We start from the raw sequence: 20,141 nt of genomic DNA, 5'->3' as shown, positions 1-20,141 counted from the left end.
GCAGGCGCTGCTCCCCGGCCAGCAGCACGGTCTCCGTACCGGCGGCTGCACAACAGTCCGCAGGACACCCCATTACCGGGAGACCAAGAATGCCTGCCCCAGGACCTGCTCCCAGTTCGCCAGAACCGGCGGGCGGTTCACCCGCGCAGGTCCTCGGGCAGTTTGAAGGGGCTCGGCCGGATCCCCGGCCGAGCCCTTCGGTATCTGTTGAACTGCGCCCCTGCTGGCCGCCCGTTACGAGATGTCCACCCGGTCTGCCTCGGCCGGTGCTCCCGTCGGGGCGCGCAGAGCCGGTCGCCGCGGGGGCGGCAGCAAGGTGCTCGCCAGCGTTGCGGCGACGCCGAGGCCGGCGGCCACCGTCATTGCTGCTCCGAAGCCGTCGCTGAAGGCCGCAGCGGAGGTGTAGCCACCGGTGGCGGCGAAGACCGCGGCGGTGATCGCGACGCCGAAGGCTCCGCCGAGCTGGCGCATCGTGCTGTAGGCGCCTGAGGCCTTGCCGATGTCGGTGGGTGTGCTGGTGCTGACCACCGCTTTGGTGACGGCGGGTATCGCCAGGGCGAAGCCGATGCCCGCGAGGCTCAGCGGGATGACCTGGGTCGTGTACGAGAGGTGCGGGGCCGCGATCAGCGCGATCCAGGCCGTGCCGATGGTCTGCAGGGCGAGGCCGGCGACGACGAGAGAGCGTTCGCCCCAGCGGTCGGCGAGTGCTCCGGTGCGTGAGGCGAGCAGGACCACGAAGGTGCCCCATGGGAGCAGCCGCAGGCCGGCGCCCAACGGGCCCTGACCCAGGGTGACTTGCTGATACTGGGCGATGAAGAACACCGAGGCGGACATCGAGCCGCTGAGCAGGAACATCACTGCGTTGCCCGCCGAGAACGCCCGGGAGCGGAACAGCCGCAGCGGCAGCATCGGCGTACGGGCCCGGGACTGCCACACCAGGAAGACAACGACCAGGACCGCTCCCCCGGCCAGCGCGCCAGTCACCTCCGCGCTGCCCCAGCCCGCCGCATCCGCCCGGACCAGGCCCCAGACGAGCCCGAACGCGGCCAGGGTGAAGAGCAGCAGGCCCGGGAAGTCCACCGCCGTGCCCTGGCCGAAGCCCTCCTTGATCCGGGCGAGCACGAAGGGGATCGCGGCCAGGCCGACCGGTACGTTCAGCCAGAAGATCCACTGCCAGGCCAGTCCCTCGGTGATCACGCCGCCCAGGACCGGGCCGAGCAGCACAGCGAGGCCGGTGACGCTGCCGTAGATACCGAGCGCCCAGCCGCGCCGCTCGGGCGGGAACGCGGCGTTCAGCAGGGCGAGGGCGAGCGGCATGACGGTCGCCGCACCGATGCCCTGGACGGCGCGTGCCGCGATCAGGGTGCCGGTACTGGGGGCCAGCGCGCATGCGGCCGACGCCACGGCGAACAGGGTGAGCCCGGCGACGAACAGCCGCCTGCGACCGAAGCGGTCGCCGAGCGACGACGCGGTCATCAACAGGGCCGCGAAACTGAGGGTGTAGGCGTTGATCGTCCACTCCAGGTCCTCGATCGACGCATGCAGGTCGCGCTGGATCGCGGTCAGCGCCGTGGCCACCACCAGCAGGTCGAGGACGACCATGAACGAACCCACCGACGCCAGCGCGAGCGTCCACCGCTGCGCCGCCGTGACGGACTTCTCGTTGCTGTTCACTGGTGCTCCCGTCGCCGTGTGTCTGCGGTCGTGCTGTCGGTGGTGAAGACACGGGGTGGCCCGGAAACTGGGCGGCGAACGGCCGCGGATTCTGCGATCGGCTGTGGATTCCGCGGACGGTCGGGATGCGGCGACCAGTTTCGGCCGCCGTGGGTGTCATCACTGTCGACGGACTCGAATGGTCCAAACCGTCGACGAACCAGAGCCTGGGAGGCGACGTAATGCCGAGCGAGGAGACGCCGATGCCGATGCCCATGTCGACGCTCACGCTGGAGCGGGCGCGGGCGGGCGACGGGCAGGCGTTCCGTGAGCTCACCGAGCCCTACCGGCGCGAGCTGCAGGTGCACTGCTACCGCATCCTCGGCTCGGTGCAGGACGCCGAGGACCTGCTGCAGGAGACCCTGCTCGCGGCCTGGCGCGGGCTCGACGGGTTCGAGGAGCGGTCGTCACTGCGCTCCTGGCTGTACCGGATCGCGACCAACCGCTGCCTGAACGCGCTGCGGGACGGCAGCCGCCGGCCCGGCGAGGGCTGGGCGTACCGCTTGGAGGTTCCGTTGCCCGAACCCACCCGCCGCGGCGACCCCAGCTGGCTGGAGCCCTATCCGGACGTGCTGCTCGCCGGGCTGCCGGACGCCGCACCCGGACCGGAGGCCCATTACGAGACCAAGGAGGCGGTCTCCTTGGCGTTCCTTGTCGCGCTGCAGCACCTGCCGCCCCGGCAGCGGGCGGTGCTGGTCCTGCGGGACGTGCTCGGTTTCCGCGCGGCCGAGGTCGCCGGAATGCTCGACACCAGCGTCGACTCGGTCACCAGCGCGCTGAAACGGGCCCGCGCCACGCTCGCGACCCGGCTGCCCGCGCACGCCCACGCCGAGACGGAGCTGCCGTACTCACCCCGCGAGCGCAAGCTCGTTGACGACTTCTCCCTCGCCTTCGAACGCGCCGACGTCAACGCGATCCTCGCCCTGCTCACCGACGACGCGTGGCTGACGATGCCGCCGCTGCCGTACGAGTACCAGGGACCGGAGGCCATCGGCCACTTCCTGAGGACGGTCGCGCTGCGCGACGGCCGCCGCTTCCGGCTGGTGCCCACGCACGCCAACGGCCAGCCCGCGTACGGCCTCTACCTCGTCGATCCGAGGACGCCGATCGCGCACGCCCACGGTCTGCTCGTCCTCACCCTGTCCGGCCACCGGGTCTCGGCGCTGACCCGCTTCGTCGACAACGGCCTGCTCCCCCGCTTCGGCCTGCCCCGCTCGCTACGCGCCACCGGCGCCTAGTCGGATTGCTTCTCGAACTGGCCTGCGACCGCCCGGGGTTGGATACGGACGACGGCCGGGCTGAGGAAAAGGCGATGGACGACGTTCGGCGTACAGTCTCTGTCCTCGCCCTGCCCGGGGCCGTGACGCGCACGCAGCCCGCGTCTGGCTCCCGTGCGGTGGCCCGGATCGACATCTCCTCGGCACGATGCAACCGGCGGATCTCCGCCCAGCCGTTGGGGCTGCTGAGCCGGTCCACGCATGGAGCTGGCCGCTCGGGTGATCAATAGGCTTCAGCGCCCCCCAAACTACTGCCCATTAGGGCCTCTTCTGAGTTGCGATCACGGGATCGGTCATTCCCGCATCTAGAGGGTGCCTGCTGCGGTAAACCGGTCCCGTGACTCGTGGTGATCTGAGCGATGGCGCGTGGGAGTTGGTCGAGCCCGCCCGCCGTTGGGGGTCGTTTCGGACCGATCCCTGATCTGCGCCACTACTTCAGTGCGGTGATGTGGAGGTCCCGTACCGGTAGCCCCTGGCGGGATGTGCCGGAGCGCTACGGCTCGTGGTCGACGGTCTACGACGGGTTTCGGGTATGGGCGCGTGACGGGGTCTTCCAGGCCCTCATGGAGGCGGTGATCGCCGAGGCGGCGGCCCGCGATGACGTCGACCTCAGCCTGGTGAGTGTGGACTCGACCGTCGCCCGCGCACATCACCATGCGGCGGGCGTGGTGGTCGACCCGGAGCTCCTCGAAGACCTGGAGAAGGCCGTGGCGGAGGAAAAAGGGGCCACAGCAAAGGGGCGAAACGACCCCGTAGGCGAGGGGCCCGGAGGCCGGGAGGATCCCCCTCCTTCAGGAGGGGGAGAAGTCAACCACGGATCTTCACGGTCACGCTGTATCGGCCCTCATCGCCGACGCAGCGCCGAGCCTCGCCGCAACTGGTGCGGTGGGCTGTGATGTCTGCTGAGCCGGGCCGGACGGCGTGCAGGGCGAGTTCGACAGTGCCGCAGCCGGCGCCTGGGGCACAGGTGTGGGCTGGCGTGACCCGCGAGGTGTCGGCGGCGGCCAGGACATCCGGTGTTCTGCTGGTGAGGTCGGACCAGTATGTGCTGTGCAGTGTGATCACCACCGAGGTGCCCACCGTGGCGGAGACGGTGGTGTGGTTCGCGCGCTCGTCCAGCCGGAGGTGTGGGGGCGTTGGCGTGGTCGGAGCGACAGGCCGCGCGGCGTCGGCGCCGCAGGCCGAGGTGGCGGCGAGAGCCAGGCATGCGGCGAAGCGGAGTGCAGAGTGGGTGCGCGGGAGCGCCATGAACGGGGACCTTTCCAGGCAGTTTGTGCCGATGAGACGGTTCCGCCCCGGCAGTGGTTCCCTGCCGGGGCGGAACCTGTCGTGCTGTGCCCAGGGAGTCCTGGTGGGGTCAGGAGGCGTTGAGGGCGGTGTCGTCGACCACGAAGCTGGTCTGGAGGCTGGAGTCCTCGGTACCGGTGAACTTCAGGGTCACCGTCTGACCGGCGTAGCTGGACAGGTTGAAGGACTTGAGTGCATAGCCACTCGCCGCGTTCAGGTTGGAGTAGGTGGCCACGGTGGTGGAGCCGACCTGGACGGTCAGCGTGTCGTAGGCGGTGGTCGTGGTGGTCTCGGCGGTGTCGATGTGCAGGTAGAAGGAGAAGGTGGCGCTGCATCCGGACGGGATGGTCACCGACTGGGAGAGGGTGTCGGTGTGGGCGCTGCCGTAACCGTCCATCCAGGCCTTCCAGCTGCCTGAGTGGGCGGGCTCACCGGCGGCGTTGTCGATCACGCCGGTGCTGGCCGTCCAGGGCGCGGCGGTGCCGGTCTCGAAGCCGGGGTTGCCGAGCTTCTGGCCCGGGCTGGAGCAGCCGCCGCCGGTGGTGCTGACGGTCCAGGTGAACGAGGTGCTGCCGGAGGCGTTCGTGCTGTCCTTGGCGGTGACCGTGACGGAGGAGGTGCCGGCCGTGGTCGGCGTGCCGGTGATCTTGCCGCTGGCGGAGATGCTGAGCCCCGCCGGCAGTCCGGTCGCCGTGTAGGTGAGGGTCTGGCTCGTGTCGGAGTCGGAGCCCGTCATCTGCAGGGACACGGCCGTGCCCACGGTGCCGCTCTGGTTGCCGGGGTTGTTCACGGTGACCGTGTTGCCCGTGGTGCCGCCGACGATCGCGTGCGAAATGGCGCACGCGTTGGTGTCGTTGGACCAGCTGGCCTGCTCCGCGAAGGTACCGGTGCCCATCGTGATGTTGGCCGCTCCGCCCGTCTGGCCCGGAGCGATCCAGGCGCACTCGTCGGAGTTCTCCTGGCCGTCGAACGAGCTGCCGGTGTGGTTGGTCCAGCCGCCGGCCGGGTTCTGGTCCGACATCATCTCGTGCCACTCGTGGCCGAGCGTCATGGTCCAGCCGTCGAGGGTGCCAGGGGAGTTGACGAACCCGACACCGCAGCCCGAGCCCGAGTCCATGTTGTACGGCTGGTTGCTGAAGGCGACGTCGCCGACGGTGGAGGAGACCGCACCGCCGGTCAGCGTGGTGTCACCGTTCCAGTCGTGCCACGCGCAGTACTGCCCCTGGTAGTTGTCCGGGTTGGTGCCGTGGGGCGACAGGATCACGTAGTACGCGTCGCGGTTCGACGCGGCCGTGGTGTTGCCGAAGTGACTGGCCGCCTTCACGGCCTCGGCGCCGAGCTGGTGCCCGGTGGCGGCACTGGGTGACGCCCCCGAGTTGTCGTACCAGGTGCCGGCCAGCACGCCGCCGCTCTGGTAGGGGACGAAGTTGGCGTTCGCCGGGCAACTGGTCGCGCCGGTCGTCACGTTCGGACCGTCGCACCACTGGGTCAGGTCGGCCGACCAGCGCTCGTTACCGGTGCCTATGTCCTTGAACATCTCCTGGGCGACGGGCGCGGCGCCCGCCGAGTCGCCGGAGAAGGTCAGGTCCCCGCTGCCGTTGGTGCTCTGCGTACCCCACTGGGTGCCGTAGAAGACCAGGTAGACCTTCGAGTGGCCGCTCTGGACACCGATACCGTCGACGCCGCCGCCGTAGGACAGCGTCTCCGACCCGGTCGCGACGCTCGCGGACTTCTGGGAGGCCGCCCATGCCTTCATCTTGGCATGCTGCTGGAGGGTCGGCAGTGCGCCGTGCCGGTACGGGTGCTGGTACGCGGGGCTGTAGGGGTTGGCGACGGAGCCGCTCGACGCTTGTGACGCGGCCGGCGCGGCCACCGCCTGGGGTGCGACGGCCAGCATGCCGCCGGCTATCAGGGCTGCGGCCGACGTCAGCGCGGCGGCCCCGCGGCGGGTGAACCGCCGGAGCGGGTTGGGTCTCGTGTGGTCCGTGTTCTGTGATCGCAAGGGACTGCCTTCCATGGGGAGTTGGTGCCCTACGGCAGGAAGTCCCTATATGTCAAGACCATGACAAACCAGCCATGCTTCGACAGGACACGGGTCAACTGCTGCCGGGGGGCTTCAAGTAGCGCACATTCTTCGGTGTGAGCTGCCACCCCGGTAAGTGGTGGCTCCCGCGATGCTACTGAGTGCCCACCTCGACTGACTATCAGTCAATGGCAAAGCCTTTGCCTCGGTAAGCAATACGACAGAGTCCCAACCGCGATAAATCCAGACAGAGTTGATGTCGTCCGTCCCCCGATCAGGAGGACGGAGCGGATCGGCTATAGCGTGTGATGCCATGGACGTGGACGACGGATCGGTCAGTGACCTCACAGCACTGGGCCTGGCACGCTACGAGGCGCGGGTCTACCTCGCGCTGGTCAGGCGCGAGTCGTACACCGCCGCCGAGGTGGCGCGTGAGGCGGATGTGCCCCGTCAGCGCGTCTACGACGTATTGGACGCCCTGGTGCGGCGTCGGCTCGCCACCGTCCGCCCGGGCCGGGTGGCCACGTTCTCCGCGGTCGCACCCGAGCTCGCCACCGCCCGGCTCATGGCGCTGCAACGCGCATCCCTCGAACGGCTCGAGCAAGTGTCTTCGGCCCTGGTCACTGCCCTGCTGCCCGTCTGGTCCGACGGGCGCACCAAGACCGACCCGCTCGACTACATCGAGGTGCTGCGCGATCCCAAGGCCATCGCCGAACGATTCGCCGACATCCAGGAACAGGCCGCACGCGAACTGCTGAGCTTCTCCCAACGGCCCTTCCTTGCCCCGGTCGCCAACACCGAGGGGATCGCGGCGGTGCGCCGACTGCGCAGAGCAGGTGGCCGGGCCCGGGCCATCTACGCCCATGACGCGCTCAACGACGCCGAAGTACGGGAGCACGTACGCTGTTTCAGCGAAGCCGGGGAGGAGGCGCGGTTCATCGCCGAGCTGCCGCTCAAGCTGATCATTGCCGACGCTTCGCTCGTGCTCTGTGACATGCCGGACCCGGTTGCCGGCACCGGCGCCACCACCGCGCTCTACATCGAACACCCGGCGCTCGCCAACTGCTTGCAACTGGCTTTCCAGAGCGTCTGGGACCGCGCCGATCCGACGAGCACTGCGCGCGGAGTCCAGACGAGCCAATCCGAATGCTGACGGTGTGTCCGGGAACGCAGACAGGGCGTCCAAGATGCTGTCGCAGTTCCTCAAGGCGCTGGTGGGCTTCGGCCTTGTGGAGCGGACCGTGGCGCCCACCGCTCCGCCCCAGGTCACCTACGAACTGACCGAGCCGGGCACGGATCTGCCGGTCCGCTGACCGCCCTCATCCACTGGGTCGGCACACATGCGGACGAGCTGCTGAACGCCCGGGCCGGGACCGCGGAATCCGCAGCCCGACCGATGCCGCCGCCTAGTACTCCAGTGCGGTTTCGTGATCTATCCAGTGGGTTCGTCGGCGGCTCGTCGTCGGTAGTGGCTGCGTCGGGCTGTTGCCTGGTGGCACCGACGCCAGTTGGACCAGTGCAGCAGTCTGGCCACGGTCACGGCTGGTGGGTCGAAGACGGCGACGAGTAGGTGTCGGATCTCCGGGACGGTCAGCGTGATCGGATCGCGGCTGCGGACGGGGTGGTATGCGTCATCGGGCCGTTCGGGGGCGGCCAGGAAGGCCAGGGCAAGTATGGCGAGGGTGATGTGCCGGTGCCAGGAGGTCCAGTTGCGGACCTGGTAATGGTCGAGACCGACCTGGCCCTTGGCTGCCTGGAAGCACTCCTCGACGCTCCAGCGGACACCGGCGACGCGGACCAGTTCGGACAGGGGCACTTCGGTGGGTGACCAGCACAGGTAGAAGGCGAGTTCGCCGGTGGACCGGTTGCGGCGGATGAGCAGGTGCCGGTGGCTGTCGGTGCCGATGTGGATCCAGGCCCAGTCGTAGTACCGCGGGCCTTTCGCACCGTTTCCGGCGCTGTGGCGCTGCCAGGCCGTGGCGGGCAGGCGGCCGGCGACGGTGTCCGCGCGGATGGGCGTGCGGCCGTGGTTGATCCTCACCCGCATCGAGCAGGCAACGGCCATCACGTAGCCGGTGCCGCGTGTTTCCAGGGCGGCGCGGAGCTGGGGGTCCTGGCCGCAGGCTTCGTCGCCGGTCACCCAGGAGGCGGTGATGCCGGCGTCCAGCGCAGCGGCGATCATCTCCGAGGCGGGACGGGGCTTGGTGGCGAACTGCACCGTCTCGGGTATCCCGGCCGCGGTGCGGCGTTCGGGATCATCGGACCAGGAGTGCTCGGGCAGGTAGAGCCGACGGTCGATCAGGGCCCGTCCCCGCTCGGTGGCCAGGGCGAGGAACACGCCGACCTGGGCGTTCTCGATGCGTCCCGCGGTGCCGGTGTACTGCCTCTGCACTCCCGCCGAGGACCGGCCCTTCTTCAGGAAGCCGGTCTCGTCAACCACGAGAACGCCGCCGTCGGCGCCGAGGTGTTCGACGGCGTAGGCACGCAGGTCGTCGCGGACGGCATCGGCGTCCCAGCGGGCGTAGCGCAGCAGGCGCTGCATCGGCCCGGGCAGGGCATGGGCGGCCTGTTCGGCCAGTTGCCAGCAGTTCTTCCGCTAGACGCTCGACAGTAGTCCGAGCAGGTAGGCGCGGGCCGTGGCCCGGGGTTCAACTCGCCCGAACTGGCCCGCGATCCGGTCCATGACCTGGTCGAACATCGCCCGCCAACGGGCAGGATCTACGTTATGCCGTGCGGCCACCGCACGATCTTCAGGAGTCCACACAACCCCCGATGGTCACGCGGTGGCCGTACCCGTTCCCCACCGGGTCCGCGACAAGATCGCGAACCCGGACTGAAGTATCAGGAGTGATCGAACAGAGTGGCTACGCTCTGCGGTGCTTCCCGGCCGAAGAAGATCTCCAGGTTCTTCGCCGAGCGGCCGGCGACGTCGCTACTACGCAGGAACAGCCGCTCTTCGTAGGCGGTGAGCGCGACCTCGATGTCAGGTTGCTCAACCAGCTTGCTCGCTAGGTCAGCGCCGTCGTACATGGCAAGGTTCGCACCCTCGCCGGCGAAGGGCGACATCAGATGCGCGGCGTCGCCGACGAGCGTCACGCCGGGCACCCTGTCCCATGTGAGGCCCACGGGCAGGGCATAGATGGGTCGGAGCCACGGTTCCGCGTCGCTCTGGGTCACGAAGGCGGTAAGCAGCGGCGACCAGCCATCGAACTCGTCGGCAAGTTGACGCAGGCCCGCGGACGGGTCGCCGAAGTCGATCGACCTCATCCACCCCTCGGGCTTGTTCAGCGCCACGTATCCGCGCACATGCCCGTCGGCGTAGCGATGGGCGATGATGCCTTTGCCCGGCGCGACCGCCATCAGCGTGCCGCCGCCGATCGCGGCCACGCTCGCCCGACAGTCCTGGCCGCCCGGGGCGAGAGCGATCTCGATAAAGCAGGTTCCGCTGTAGAGAGGCTTGGCGGGGGTGAGCAACGGACGCACCTTCGACCAGGCACCGTCCGCGCCGATGACGATGTCCGCGCGCGTGGCGGAACCTTCCGCGAAGGTGAGGTCGTAGCCACCCTCCACACGGTGCCGGACCGAGGCGAGCTTGTGACCCCACCTGATCGTCCCGGGCGCCAGCGAGTCGATGAGCAGGCGCCTGAGTTCGCCACGATCCACCTCTGGACGGGCCGAACCGGGGTCCGCAGGCATGTCGAACAGAATCGTGCCGTGGCGGTCGACCACACGCTTGGCGTCCTCGCCCGGACGGACCAGAGTGAGGAACTCGTCGTACAGACCGGCTGCGCGAAGCGCGACCTGGCCGGTCTCTACGTGAATGTCGAGCAGGCCGCCCTGCGCACGGGTCGTCGCCGAAGCCTCACCCTCGTAAATCGTCGCGGCGACACCGTGAGCCTGAAGCACCCGGGCGAGCGTCAACCCGCCCAGTCCCGCTCCGACAATGACGATGGTCTTCTGCATGCTGCGCTCCTCTGTCGCGCCGACACGCGCCGGCGATGGTCAGCGCCAAAAGCGGACGGGACGTCCGATCTCGGCAAGGAGACGCTCACCGATCAGAACCATCTGCATCGATGTACGAGCGATGTCCGGCGGGTGGGCCCGCGGAACATCGTTTTTCGCGACCTTGTGACTATAACTCGGCATCAGGTGAGGCACTGGGCCTCCTGGCACCGGCACATCACGCTCGCCATGCTTGCCCTGGCTTTCCTGACCGCCGTCGCCGCCGACGCGGCACCACAGCGGCCAGCCGGTCCACATCACTTCGACCACAGCCTCGATCCAATCACAGGGACCGTGCCGGAGATCCGCCGTCTCTTCGGTGCCATCTGCAACCCGCCTGCCGTTCGACGGCCAGACTGCTGCACTGGTCCATCTGGCGCAGACGCCACCAGGCAACAGCCCGACGCAGCCACTACCGACGACGAACCCCCGACGAATCCGCCGGGTAGATCACGAACCCAGACTGGAGTACTAGCGGTGGTTTGTTGACGTCCAGCAACGTGACGTGGTGTCAGCTGGTGCGGGCGTCGTACTCCTCTCGGGCGGCGAGGACCTCCGTCGTGTGCCGCAGCGACCATTCCTTGAGCGCCTTCAGGGGCTCCCGGAGTGTCTCGCCCAGCGGCGTCAGCGCGTACTCCACCCGCACCGGCACCGCCGGGTAAATCGTTCGCAGGACCAGACCGTCGCGTTCGAGGGCACGCAGCGTCTGGGTGAGCATCTTCTCGCTCACCCCCGACAACCGCGTGCGCAGCTGGGTGAACCGGCACACCCCGTGCTCGCCAAGCTCGCCCAGCACGAGGATCGACCATTTGTCGCCGATCCGGTCGAGCAGGTCCCGTGACGGGCAGCCGCGCGCGTACGGGTCCCACGACGATGTCGCCTCGGTCACAGCCTTGACGGTTGCCACAGCCCTCACCTCATTGCTTTCCGACAGGTGGCTACCTTACCGAAAGGTGGCTACTTCCTGATGGTAAGTCACGAGTTCATAGTGGACCCCGTGCCGCGGAAGGCCGCGGCGGAAATGAGGATCGTCAATGTCAGTCGTTGTCACCGGAGCCACTGGTCAGCTGGGCAGGCTCACCGTCGAGGCGTTGCTGCGGCGCGGAGTTCCCGCCTCGGAGATCGTCGCGACCGGCCGGGACATCGCCGGGATCAAGGACCTGGCCGACCGCGGTGTCGTGGCGCGCCGGGCCGACTTCGCCGACCCGGACAGCCTCGCGGCGGCCTTCGCGGGAGCCGACAAGCTGCTGCTGATCTCGGCCTCGATCCCCGTGGACGAGCGCCTCGCCAACCATCGGCGTGCCATCGACGCGGCGCTGGCCGCGGGTGTGTCACTGGTGGCGTACACGAGCATGGCGCACGCCGACACAGCCACCACGATCCTCGCCGCGACCCATCGCGCCACCGAGGAGTACCTGCGTGAGCACGGCGTCCCCAGCGTGCTGCTGCGCAACAGCTGGTACCTGGAGAACTACACCGCTCAGCTGCCCTTGGTCCTCCAGCACGGCGCGGTCATCGGGGCCGCGGGCGAGGGAAGGGTCAGCGCCGCCTCCCGCGCCGACTACGCCGAGGCCGCCACGGCCGTGCTGACCACCGAAGGCCACACCGGCGCGGTGTACGAGCTGGGCGGCGACGAGGCCTTCACCCTGGCCGAGCTCGCCGCGACGGTCTCGGCAGCCACCGGGAAGCCGATCGCCTACACCGATCTACCGGCGGAGAAGCTCGCCGAGGCGCTGACCAGCGTGGGCCTGCCCACCGCGCTGGCGGACGTCCTCGCCGACGCCGACCTCGGCCTGGGCCGCGGCGAGCTGTTCACCGGCTCCGGCGACCTGAGCCGCCTGATCGGACGGCCGACCACGTCCCTGGCCGACGCGGTCGCCGACGCGCTGCGCTGACACGGGTTCCCGGCGGCGGACGCCACCACCGCACACCCGGGCGGTGTTCACCGCCCCCGGACCAGGTCCCGGGGCCGGGGGGCGGCGGCGAAGGGGGTAATCCCGGCCTGTGGTCCCCGACCCGCGCGGGCCGCCATGGCGAAGCACCCACCGCATCACCCCTCGATACTGCGTTCGCCGCAAGGGTCTATCGGGAATCAGGTGTGATTCGATCGATTGGCGTACTGGTTCTTCGGTGGGCTGTCCGGCCTACACTCGTCCGGCCGCAAGGCGGCCGTCTAACGGGCTGACCCGCGATTGATGTTGGGGCGTGCTGGCCTGGGGTTCAGCTAGTGGCTGATTCAGCAGGCCATCGAGCGGGCGAGGACGAGTTCGGAGCTGGGCTTGCGTCGGGTGGCCCGCTTGGCGGCGCGGTCGGAGACCAGGCCGGCTACGGCCCGGTGAATCTCCCCGTACTCCTCGCGCCGGCCGGTGTACCGCTGTAGGGGTTGCCATTGCCGGTGTTCGGCATTGGCGTGCTCGACGCAGATCCGGCGGGACGACTGGCGGCGACGCATCTCACGCCATCCGTACCGCTCGGTCAGCGGTGCGTTGTCGATGTCAGTCGGTTTCCTCGGCGGTGCGCTGACCTGGTTGGGAAACTCGTTGGCCAGGCCCCGGTAGCCCTCGTCGACCTCGGCCCTGACTGTTGGGTGCAGCCGGAACTGCTCGGCGATCCCCTCGGTACGGATCGCGGTCTGGTCGTGCATCCGACCGGGCCGCATGGCGCCGGACCAGAGGGTACGGCCCTGATGGTCGCTGATTGTCGTGGTCTTGATTGTGTTCTGCTTGCGCTTGCCGGAGACGAAGGCCCGCCGACCGGGGCGGTGCGCCTTGGGACGGCGTACCTGGGTCTCGGTGCCGTCGATCCTGAGGGTCACGTTCTCGGCTGCGGCGTAGGCGAATACGTCCTCCAGCGTGCGCAGCCGGAGGCCGGGTCGGTCGGGCACGGCGAACCCGCGCTCGGCCAGCAGCAGGCGGATTTCGCTGATCGCGCGGCCGATGGTGGAGGAGCCCACCTCGTAGATCACGGCCAGGGCCTCGTGCGTGAGACCGGTGCGCAGGTGGACCAGGGTCACCAGCAGCCGGTCGGTAAAGACCAGTTCGTACTTCGGTCCGGCGCCGGCCTGCCGTCGGCGAGCACCCTGGCGCCGCTCACGGCGGCCGGACTCGCAGCGCGCTTCCCAGCGTGGAGCGAGTTCTTCGGTCAACTCGCCGAGATGCTGAGGCGAGACGCCGCAGAAGGCTGGATGCGATATGGCCGCGCGGGCCTGCTTGATGTTCACACCACAAGAACCCGCACGGCCATCGCTGCGTCACTCTTCCCTGCGCGGTCGGCAAGGGGCGGGCGGAATCCGTGGGCTCGGTATCCCGCTGCGCCGTCTACTGCCCCACTCGGCCGTCGATCCGCTCACGCAGAAAGTCGGCGTGACCGTTGTGCCGGGCGTACTCCTCGATCACGTGCACCAGCACCTCCCGAAGTTGCATCGGCTCCTGGCCGACCGTGCCGGTGACGCTGAGATCGGGTGCCTCGGCCGTGAACCGTTCGGCGAACGCGACCTCTGCCCGCCAGGTGGTCCAAGCCTCTGCGACGACCTCCGGGTCGGGCACCGCGCCGTTGAAGTCTCCGTCGGGGTCGCCATCGGAGCGGTAGTGCCGCGGCGCAGCCTGCCCCGCCAGTACCTGCCGGAACCATTTCTGCTCCACCCCGGCCATGTGGCGCACGAGCCCCAGCAACGACAGATTGGACGGCTCCACCGAACGACGAGCCAGGGCGGCGGCATCGAGACCGGAGCACTTCAATTCGAGCGTCAGCCGCTGGTCGCGCAGGTACCCCGTGAGGACGGCCCGCTCACCCTCGAACCCTCCATCGGTCCGCGGGTCCTCACCGGGGTCGACGAACATATTCGACCACCCAAAGTGCCGGGCGGACCGTTCGTTGGAGGAGCCCGCGGTTCGTGGGTCGTGATCACGATGTGTATCGACGTTGTTGGACATGCTCAAGAGCATCGGCGATCCATGCCGGATCCACCACAGGGTTCCCCATGCCGTGGAGCAACGCGGGGCAGCCCCCTCTCCACCGCTGTCAGTCCCGAGCGGCGTCATGCGCTCAGATCTCAGCAATCGCGGGGCAGCCCGTAAGAGCACGTCGAACTCGTGCTCCGCAACGGAACCTTCTATGAGCCGCAGCCCGCCAAAGCCGCGTGACCTGCGGAAACTGCACTATGAGACAGGACGATCCCCGAGATGCACCGCGACATCTGAACCAATACGCCAGCCGACAAGGCGCCGCGGGCTCACGCCATGAAGGTTGTCCATGTCCGGATCGGCCCCGGCATCGACCAGCAGCGACAGCACCGCGCCATCACGTCGAAATGTGAACACCGCCCGCCACAAAGGCGTATTGCCCTGCTCGTCGGGGGCATCCACCTCCGCACCCGCCGCCAGGAGAGAGCCGACAGCCGCGGCATCCTGCTCATCCGCCGCGAACGGCAGCGGCGTCCACCCCCGGCGGCTCTCACGACCCAAGCCCTGAACCTCATCCGTCATGCCAGCCATCATCACGACGGCTCGACGAAGGACATAGGGGCCCCCAGCTGATGTGGTGGAAACTTCCGGCAACACCATCGAGCTCGGCCGGGTGGCTGCCCATGACGACACGCAGCTGCGCTGGAGTCCACGCGCAGCACGGTTCGGATGACGAGGTGCCCGATCGCTGGCAGTGCGTGGGATCACGGGGGTCCGTCGTCACTTCGGGGAGGGAACCGCTCATGTCCAGAAAGACGCCGGCCCGCAAGCTGAGGCCCGGACCGGAGCGCGACAAGGTCGCTGCCAGGCTGAAGGTCCAGTACGAGGCGGGGGCTTCCATCCGGGCTCTGGCCGAGGGCTCCGGTCGCTCGTAGGCCGGTGTGCACCGCCTCCTGCTCGATGCCGGGACTCAGTTCCGTCCCCGGGGAGGCACCAGCCGCAAGCCCGCAGCCTGACCACCGCAGTTATGGATTTCCGGCCCGGTCAAGAGGCCTCGCAGATAGACACGGTGGTGGTACCCCAGTAGCAAAGCAGGCACAGGTCTTGGTGATCATGGAGTTGCGACGCTCTGTGATCATCGGGGAGACCTGTGCCAGTACTTCCATCATGGCTGACCGAACCGCTCTGGGGCCAATTCGCCGCTCTGTTGCCCGAGCGGTCGACCTACGCACCGACGCATCAGCTGGGCTGCCACCGCCTACGCATCAGCGACCGGATCGTCTTCGCCAAGATGCTGCAGCTCCTGCGATTCGGCTGCTCCTACCAGCCGATCGCCGACACAACCTGCTCGGCCACTACGATCCGCAACCGCCGCGACGAGTGGATCCGGCTCGGCATCTTCGCCAAACTCAAGCAAATCGCCCTGGAGTCTTACGACCGGATCGTCGGCCTCCTCCTCGACCAGATCGCCGTCGACGGCTCCATCACCAAAGCCCCCAGCGGCGGAGAGGCCGCGGGGCGCTCACCGGTCGATCGCGGCAAACAGGGCCTGAAACGCTCGGGCATGACGGACGGTTACGGAATTCCGCTGGGGCGCGTGCTGGCCGGAGCGAACCGGCACGACTCCCCGCTACTCGCCCCGCCCCTGGACCGCCTGGACGACCTGGGACCGCTCCCCGACGACATCGCCGTGCACCTGGATGCCGGCTACGACTCGGACAAGACCCGCACCCTGCTCGACGAACGCGGCCTGCACGGCCGCATCGCGCACAGGGGTGAGAAGGCGCCCGTCCAGGCAAGCCAGAGGTGGTACGTCGAACGGACCCACACCTGGCAGAACGCCTTCCACCGCCTCGCCCGCTGACCTCGCCGACACCATCATCACCGCGCGCAGTCTGATCCGCCGAGCGTGGACCACTCACCGCTGGGAGGACCGTCCCCGCCGCACCCCGTGACGGACCACCATCCGCGCCAGCTCCAAGTCACGTGCGCGAGAAGCGCTCGGCGGGACTCAAACGGAGCCGTCACCGGCCACGGCGCCCGCGCCTACTCAATCTTCGGGCTGGATGAAGTCCGGCTGGCTGAACGAATAGGCCATGAGGTTGGGATGGCGGTGTGCCAACGTCCGGAAATCCGTGGCAAGCAGGCGCATGCGCTCCTGCCAGGGAGCGTCCTCCAGTGTCACGGTGCGGAACCGGGCGCCGACCATTCTCGCCACGCCACGCAGCAAGGCTTCCTTGTTCGGCACGTGGTGGTACAGCGACATGGGGTTCGCGTCCAGCGCGGCGGCGAGTTTGCGCATCGTGAGCGCCTCGACCCCGTCCGCATCGATGAGCCGCAGGGCGGAGGTGCAGATCCCTGCCTCGGTCAGAGGCACATCCCTCTTCCGAGTACCTCTAGGGGTACGCTTCACTCTTTCCATACAATGTATGTTATCAATCCGTAGGCGAGCGAGGGGGACTCGCCGCCCGTGGTGGCGGTCACTCCTGCGGACCTGCGTACGGCGCCCGAACGGGCGGGACGGCCCGTGATTCCTGCCCCTGGAGGTCGCCAGCGGCCCGTGGTCGGGCGGGCTGAGGATGTGGCGCACGAGGAGGCGCCCATCTCATCCGGGAAGGCCCTCTCCATGCGGCCACTGCAGAGGCGCGGTGCGCTGCGGCCGATCCGGCGCGACCCATCCGTGGCCGACCTGATGGTGTACACCGTCGACCCCCGGGCGCGCTCTCCGGGCAACAGCCCGCCCTAAAAGTTGGTGCCTGACCAGCGCATTCCGTCAGCTCCCCCAAAGACCAGATCACCGGAGAGAGCAAGGACGCCGGCTCATCCCCGGACCGCCGCTACTGCCCTCGTTCCACACCATCCGGCACAGTCCCGCTGCCCGGTGGGCGTTCACGGGCCGGGCACCTCCGCTGGGGCGGGCGCAGGTCCGCGGGATCTGGAGGAGCCACCTTCGGTCGGCCTGCGGGGGTCGGGTTGCCGGTTGCGGCTTTGGCCGATGCGCGGCGCAGGAAGAGTGAGGGCAGGCTGGGAGGGGAGGGAGGCGATTGCCGTGGCAGGCGATGATCCGCTGATGGTCGTGGACGGCTCGGGCATCGTGGTGCAGTGGAGCCGCCAGGCAGAGGCATTGCTGGGGCGTGGAGCGGATGAGGTGCTCGGGCGGTCCATCACGCCTTGGCTGGCCCGCACAGCAGCTGTGGCTGACCAGCAAGCGGAACCGGGTCGAGATGAAGTGGCGCTGTACGACGCGAGCGGCCACGTTGTCGCCAAAGACTTGCGGGTGCGACCCCTGCCACGTCAGGACGGCTCTTTGGTCTGGGGCCTCTTCCAGGCGCCAACTTACGGAGCACCGGCGCCTGATGGAGGCACCGTGGTGCTTGAGGCCTTGTTCACCCGGGTACCGGTTGGCCTGTACGTTCTGGACACGGGGTTGCAAATAGCGGCGGCGAACGTCGCCGCACAGAAGATGTGCGGCGGGACCCTGGAACGGATCCTTGGGCGCCGACTCACCGACGCCTACGAGTTCTCGCCCCCCGGCGAGGTGGAGGCGATGCTCCGCGCGGTGCTGGACAGCGGGGCGCCCTCCCCCGAGCGCGTGGTGTACGTGTCTCCCAGGGGCGTTTCGGGCCGACCGCGCATCATGGACATCTCGGCATTCCGCCTGGAGGACCGGCACGGTGCGAATCTGGGGGTGGCGGCAGTGCTGGCTACTGCCGGCGACCGTGAGCGGGCGGTCGCCAGTCTGCGTGTCTGGGGCTTGGTACGGGAGCGGGTGGGACAGACCCTCGACGTGTTGGCCACCTGCCGCGACTTGGTCGAAGCCCTCGTACCAGGCTTCGCAGACGCCGCCGTGGTGGAAGTGGTGGATGCCGTGGTGCGGGGTGAGGAACCCCCGCTCGCTCCTCTCGATCAGGGTGTCCCGTTGCGCCGCATGGCCTTTCGGCACGGGGATGTCGAGCAGCAGGTGCAAGCGCATCCGGTGGACGACGTGCGCGCTCTGCCGTTCCCGACCCCCTACGCACAAACTCTGGGCGACCTCAAGCCTCGCGTTGTCCCCCTAGGTCCTGACACGCCCTGGCTGGCGGCCGACCCCCTGCGTGCCCGCGCGATCCGCGCCTCCGGGGTCCGCGCACTTCTCGTGATGCCTCTGACGCTGTACGGCACCGTGATCGGACTGATCAGCCTGTATCGAACGGAGCACGCTGGTGCCTTCGATGAAAAGGATGTCGCCCTCGCCAAGGAAGTGGCTGACTACACGGCCCTGTGCATCAACGACGCCCGGCATTACACCCGCGAGCATACGATCGCCACAACCATCCAGCGCCATCTGCTGCCGCCATGGCGGCCCTCGGACCCTACCCTCGAAACCGCCTCCTTGCTCGTGCCCGGCAGCCAGGGAGCGGGCGGCTGGGTGGACATCTTCGCTCTGCCGAACGCCCGTACCGCGCTGGTGGTCGGCGAGGTTGCCGGACAGGGCATCCACACCGCGACCACGATGGGCCAGCTGCGGACCGCCATCCACACCCTGGCCGCACTCGACGTGGACCCCGACGAACTCCTCGCACGCCTCAACGACACCGCAACGCGCCTGGCCGGTGAACGGGCCGCGCTTCCCACCGGTGATCCCTTGCGCCATCAGCCGCTCACCGCAAGCTGTGCGTATGCGGTCTACGACCCCATTGCCCGCACCTGTACCATCGCCCGGGCCGGCCATCCACCACCCGTGATCACCCACCCGGACGGCACCACCGAGATCTTCGATCACCCCAGTGGACCTCCGCTGGGCAGTACCGAAGGACCGCCTTTTGCCGCCACCACGGTTGGCGTCGCGGAGGGCAGCATCCTCGCCCTCTACACCGTCTCCCTCCTGCCCTCCTGCCCATCGGGCCGCCTGGGCAAGGTGGACTCCCTCCGGGAGGTGCTGGGGGACTGCCCTGAGCGCCCCGTGCAGGAGATATGCGATGACGCCCTGTACCGGTTGCGCAGGGATAGCCGTCCCACCGATACCATCCTCCTCCTGGCCCGGACCCGCGCCATTCCCGCTGACGAGGTCACCACCTGGCATCTGGACCACCATCCCTCGGCCGTCGGCACGGCGCGCGCTCGTGCCCGAGAGCAGCTGGCCACATGGGGCGTGGACGACGAGACCGCGTATGCCACCGAAGTGATCGTCAGCGAACTGGTGACCAATGCCGTCCGCTACGGCTCTCCGCCCGTGCGACTGCGCATCATCAAGCACCGCGTCCTTACCTGCGAGGTCCAAGACACCGGTGCCCTCGCACCACGCCTGCGCCATGCCCGGACGGTCGACGAAGGCGGACGGGGCCTGTTCATCTGCGCGCAGCTCGCGCAGACCTGGGGCGTCCGCTACACCTCCGACGGCAAGACCGTCTGGACCGAACAACCTCTCCCGCTGCCGTCAGGCAGGTCGGGATAGTTCTGGGATTGGGTCGTTTGTCCGACAACCCGGCTCCGATGCCAGCGCAGTAGGGTCACTTTGCCTCACGTGCGGACCCAACCGGCCCCCCGGCCAGGCATACCGTGACGACTTGTCGCAGCGGAACCGATCAGGGCGCCGCTCTTGATTCTCATGCGCTACGAGCGCTCTCGGAGCAGGGAGGCACGCCGGACAATACTTCCCCGAACACCCAAAACACACAGGCGCTGTGGGTCCTGGAAGCTTGCATGAGCGCAAGGATGAGGCCGTACACGGTTGGGTGCTGGACAGCAAATTCCTCTTGCCGCGGCAACAGAGCGTCAGCGCCCTTGAGAGTCCGTGCCTGGTGGAGCCGGCTGGCGGGAGGACCGCGCGCGGAACTGTCGGCCCGCGCCGCTCCCTTGCGCGGGACGACGACCTGGAAGGAGTAGGCGCCCGACAGGCTGCCCGCGTGATGGAACGCCTCGTGCGGGCATATGACGGGCTGTGGAGATGTCCGGCAG

The 20,141-nt window shown here is 68.7% G+C and carries 15 protein-coding genes and 4 pseudogenes; 9 read left to right on the top strand and 10 right to left on the bottom strand.

Annotation, left to right across the window (positions count from 1 at the left end; translation table 11 throughout):
* Positions 1 to 234: 234 nt before the first annotated feature.
* Positions 235 to 1,674 (bottom strand): MFS transporter, encoded by a 1,440-nt coding sequence (locus tag AAFF41_RS50355; protein WP_343326216.1) that lies wholly within the window; start codon positions 1,672 to 1,674, stop codon positions 235 to 237.
* 242 nt (positions 1,675 to 1,916) lie between these two features.
* On the opposite strand from AAFF41_RS50355, the gene AAFF41_RS50350 reads away from it, so the two are divergent.
* Both AAFF41_RS50350 and AAFF41_RS52115 read left to right on the top strand, forming a co-directional pair.
* On the top strand, positions 1,917 to 2,951 hold the full coding sequence (locus AAFF41_RS50350) for a sigma-70 family RNA polymerase sigma factor (protein ID WP_319754503.1): 1,035 nt from the start codon (positions 1,917 to 1,919) through the stop codon (positions 2,949 to 2,951).
* Between the two features lie 398 nt (positions 2,952 to 3,349).
* Positions 3,350 to 3,886, top strand: coding sequence for a transposase (locus AAFF41_RS52115; protein WP_351521838.1), 537 nt, complete (start codon positions 3,350 to 3,352; stop codon positions 3,884 to 3,886).
* Here the strand turns inward: AAFF41_RS52115 and AAFF41_RS50345 are convergent.
* Both AAFF41_RS50345 and AAFF41_RS50340 read right to left on the bottom strand, forming a co-directional pair.
* Positions 3,798 to 4,238, bottom strand: a complete 441-nt coding sequence (locus tag AAFF41_RS50345; protein ID WP_319754504.1) for a hypothetical protein — start codon at positions 4,236 to 4,238, stop codon at positions 3,798 to 3,800. The two genes, AAFF41_RS52115 and AAFF41_RS50345, sit on opposite strands and share 89 nt — an antisense overlap.
* Positions 4,239 to 4,347: 109 nt before the next feature.
* On the bottom strand, positions 4,348 to 6,279 hold the full coding sequence (locus tag AAFF41_RS50340; RefSeq protein WP_343326215.1) for an Ig domain-containing protein: 1,932 nt from the start codon (positions 6,277 to 6,279) through the stop codon (positions 4,348 to 4,350).
* Positions 6,280 to 6,613: 334 nt separating this feature from the next.
* Between AAFF41_RS50340 and AAFF41_RS50335 the strand changes: the two genes are divergently transcribed.
* Together AAFF41_RS50335 and AAFF41_RS50330 are read left to right on the top strand one after the other, a co-directional pair.
* Complete coding sequence (locus AAFF41_RS50335) at positions 6,614 to 7,453, top strand: TrmB family transcriptional regulator (RefSeq protein ID WP_319754506.1); 840 nt, start codon at positions 6,614 to 6,616, stop codon at positions 7,451 to 7,453.
* A 4-nt stretch (positions 7,454 to 7,457) separates the two neighbouring features.
* Positions 7,458 to 7,613 carry a winged helix-turn-helix transcriptional regulator gene (locus tag AAFF41_RS50330; RefSeq protein WP_425526222.1) on the top strand — a complete coding sequence of 52 codons (156 nt, stop codon included), beginning with the start codon at positions 7,458 to 7,460 and terminating at the stop codon, positions 7,611 to 7,613.
* A gap of 93 nt (positions 7,614 to 7,706) precedes the next feature.
* On the opposite strand, the pseudogene AAFF41_RS50325 reads toward AAFF41_RS50330, so the two are convergent.
* Together AAFF41_RS50325 and AAFF41_RS50320 are read right to left on the bottom strand one after the other, a co-directional pair.
* Positions 7,707 to 8,998 (bottom strand): annotated as a pseudogene (locus AAFF41_RS50325) (IS701 family transposase).
* 143 nt (positions 8,999 to 9,141) lie between these two features.
* On the bottom strand, positions 9,142 to 10,263 hold the full coding sequence (locus tag AAFF41_RS50320) for an FAD-dependent oxidoreductase (protein WP_343326214.1): 1,122 nt from the start codon (positions 10,261 to 10,263) through the stop codon (positions 9,142 to 9,144).
* Positions 10,264 to 10,449: 186 nt separating this feature from the next.
* Here AAFF41_RS50320 and AAFF41_RS52110 point away from each other — a divergent pair.
* Positions 10,450 to 10,751, top strand: a pseudogene (locus AAFF41_RS52110) (IS701 family transposase); the annotation flags it as partial.
* Between the two features lie 62 nt (positions 10,752 to 10,813).
* Here AAFF41_RS52110 and AAFF41_RS50310 read toward each other — a convergent pair.
* Positions 10,814 to 11,209 carry a winged helix-turn-helix transcriptional regulator gene (locus AAFF41_RS50310; RefSeq protein ID WP_319754788.1) on the bottom strand — a complete coding sequence of 132 codons (396 nt, stop codon included), beginning with the start codon at positions 11,207 to 11,209 and terminating at the stop codon, positions 10,814 to 10,816.
* A 127-nt stretch (positions 11,210 to 11,336) separates the two neighbouring features.
* On the opposite strand from AAFF41_RS50310, the gene AAFF41_RS50305 reads away from it, so the two are divergent.
* Complete coding sequence (locus AAFF41_RS50305) at positions 11,337 to 12,197, top strand: SDR family oxidoreductase (RefSeq protein ID WP_319754789.1); 861 nt, start codon at positions 11,337 to 11,339, stop codon at positions 12,195 to 12,197.
* A gap of 341 nt (positions 12,198 to 12,538) precedes the next feature.
* Here the strand turns inward: AAFF41_RS50305 and AAFF41_RS50300 are convergent, their stop codons facing one another.
* The 3 genes from AAFF41_RS50300 to AAFF41_RS50290 all read right to left on the bottom strand — a co-directional run bounded on the left by AAFF41_RS50300 (position 12,539) and on the right by AAFF41_RS50290 (position 14,786).
* Positions 12,539 to 13,522 carry a transposase family protein gene (locus AAFF41_RS50300; RefSeq protein WP_425526221.1) on the bottom strand — a complete coding sequence of 328 codons (984 nt, stop codon included), beginning with the start codon at positions 13,520 to 13,522 and terminating at the stop codon, positions 12,539 to 12,541.
* 97 nt (positions 13,523 to 13,619) lie between these two features.
* Positions 13,620 to 14,141 (bottom strand): DinB family protein, encoded by a 522-nt coding sequence (locus AAFF41_RS50295; protein WP_343326213.1) that lies wholly within the window; start codon positions 14,139 to 14,141, stop codon positions 13,620 to 13,622.
* A gap of 318 nt (positions 14,142 to 14,459) precedes the next feature.
* Positions 14,460 to 14,786 carry an ankyrin repeat domain-containing protein gene (locus AAFF41_RS50290; protein ID WP_319754792.1) on the bottom strand — a complete coding sequence of 109 codons (327 nt, stop codon included), beginning with the start codon at positions 14,784 to 14,786 and terminating at the stop codon, positions 14,460 to 14,462.
* Between the two features lie 221 nt (positions 14,787 to 15,007).
* On the opposite strand from AAFF41_RS50290, the pseudogene AAFF41_RS50285 reads away from it, so the two are divergent.
* Both AAFF41_RS50285 and AAFF41_RS50280 read left to right on the top strand, forming a co-directional pair.
* Positions 15,008 to 15,220, top strand: a pseudogene (locus AAFF41_RS50285) (helix-turn-helix domain-containing protein).
* Between the two features lie 134 nt (positions 15,221 to 15,354).
* Positions 15,355 to 16,159, top strand: a pseudogene (locus tag AAFF41_RS50280) (IS5 family transposase).
* A gap of 95 nt (positions 16,160 to 16,254) precedes the next feature.
* Here the strand turns inward: AAFF41_RS50280 and AAFF41_RS50275 are convergent.
* Positions 16,255 to 16,581 (bottom strand): TetR/AcrR family transcriptional regulator, encoded by a 327-nt coding sequence (locus AAFF41_RS50275; RefSeq protein ID WP_343326212.1) that lies wholly within the window; start codon positions 16,579 to 16,581, stop codon positions 16,255 to 16,257.
* Positions 16,582 to 17,253: 672 nt separating this feature from the next.
* On the opposite strand from AAFF41_RS50275, the gene AAFF41_RS50270 reads away from it, so the two are divergent.
* Positions 17,254 to 19,638: an ATP-binding SpoIIE family protein phosphatase gene (locus AAFF41_RS50270; RefSeq protein WP_343326211.1), complete on the top strand. Its 2,385-nt coding sequence runs from the start codon at positions 17,254 to 17,256 to the stop codon at positions 19,636 to 19,638.
* Positions 19,639 to 20,141 lie beyond the last annotated feature (503 nt).

Origin of the sequence: Streptomyces mirabilis, assembly GCF_039503195.1 — a bacterium.
In the GTDB taxonomy this organism is placed as follows: domain Bacteria; phylum Actinomycetota; class Actinomycetes; order Streptomycetales; family Streptomycetaceae; genus Streptomyces; species Streptomyces mirabilis_D.
This window is presented reverse-complemented; position numbering and strand designations above follow the sequence as displayed.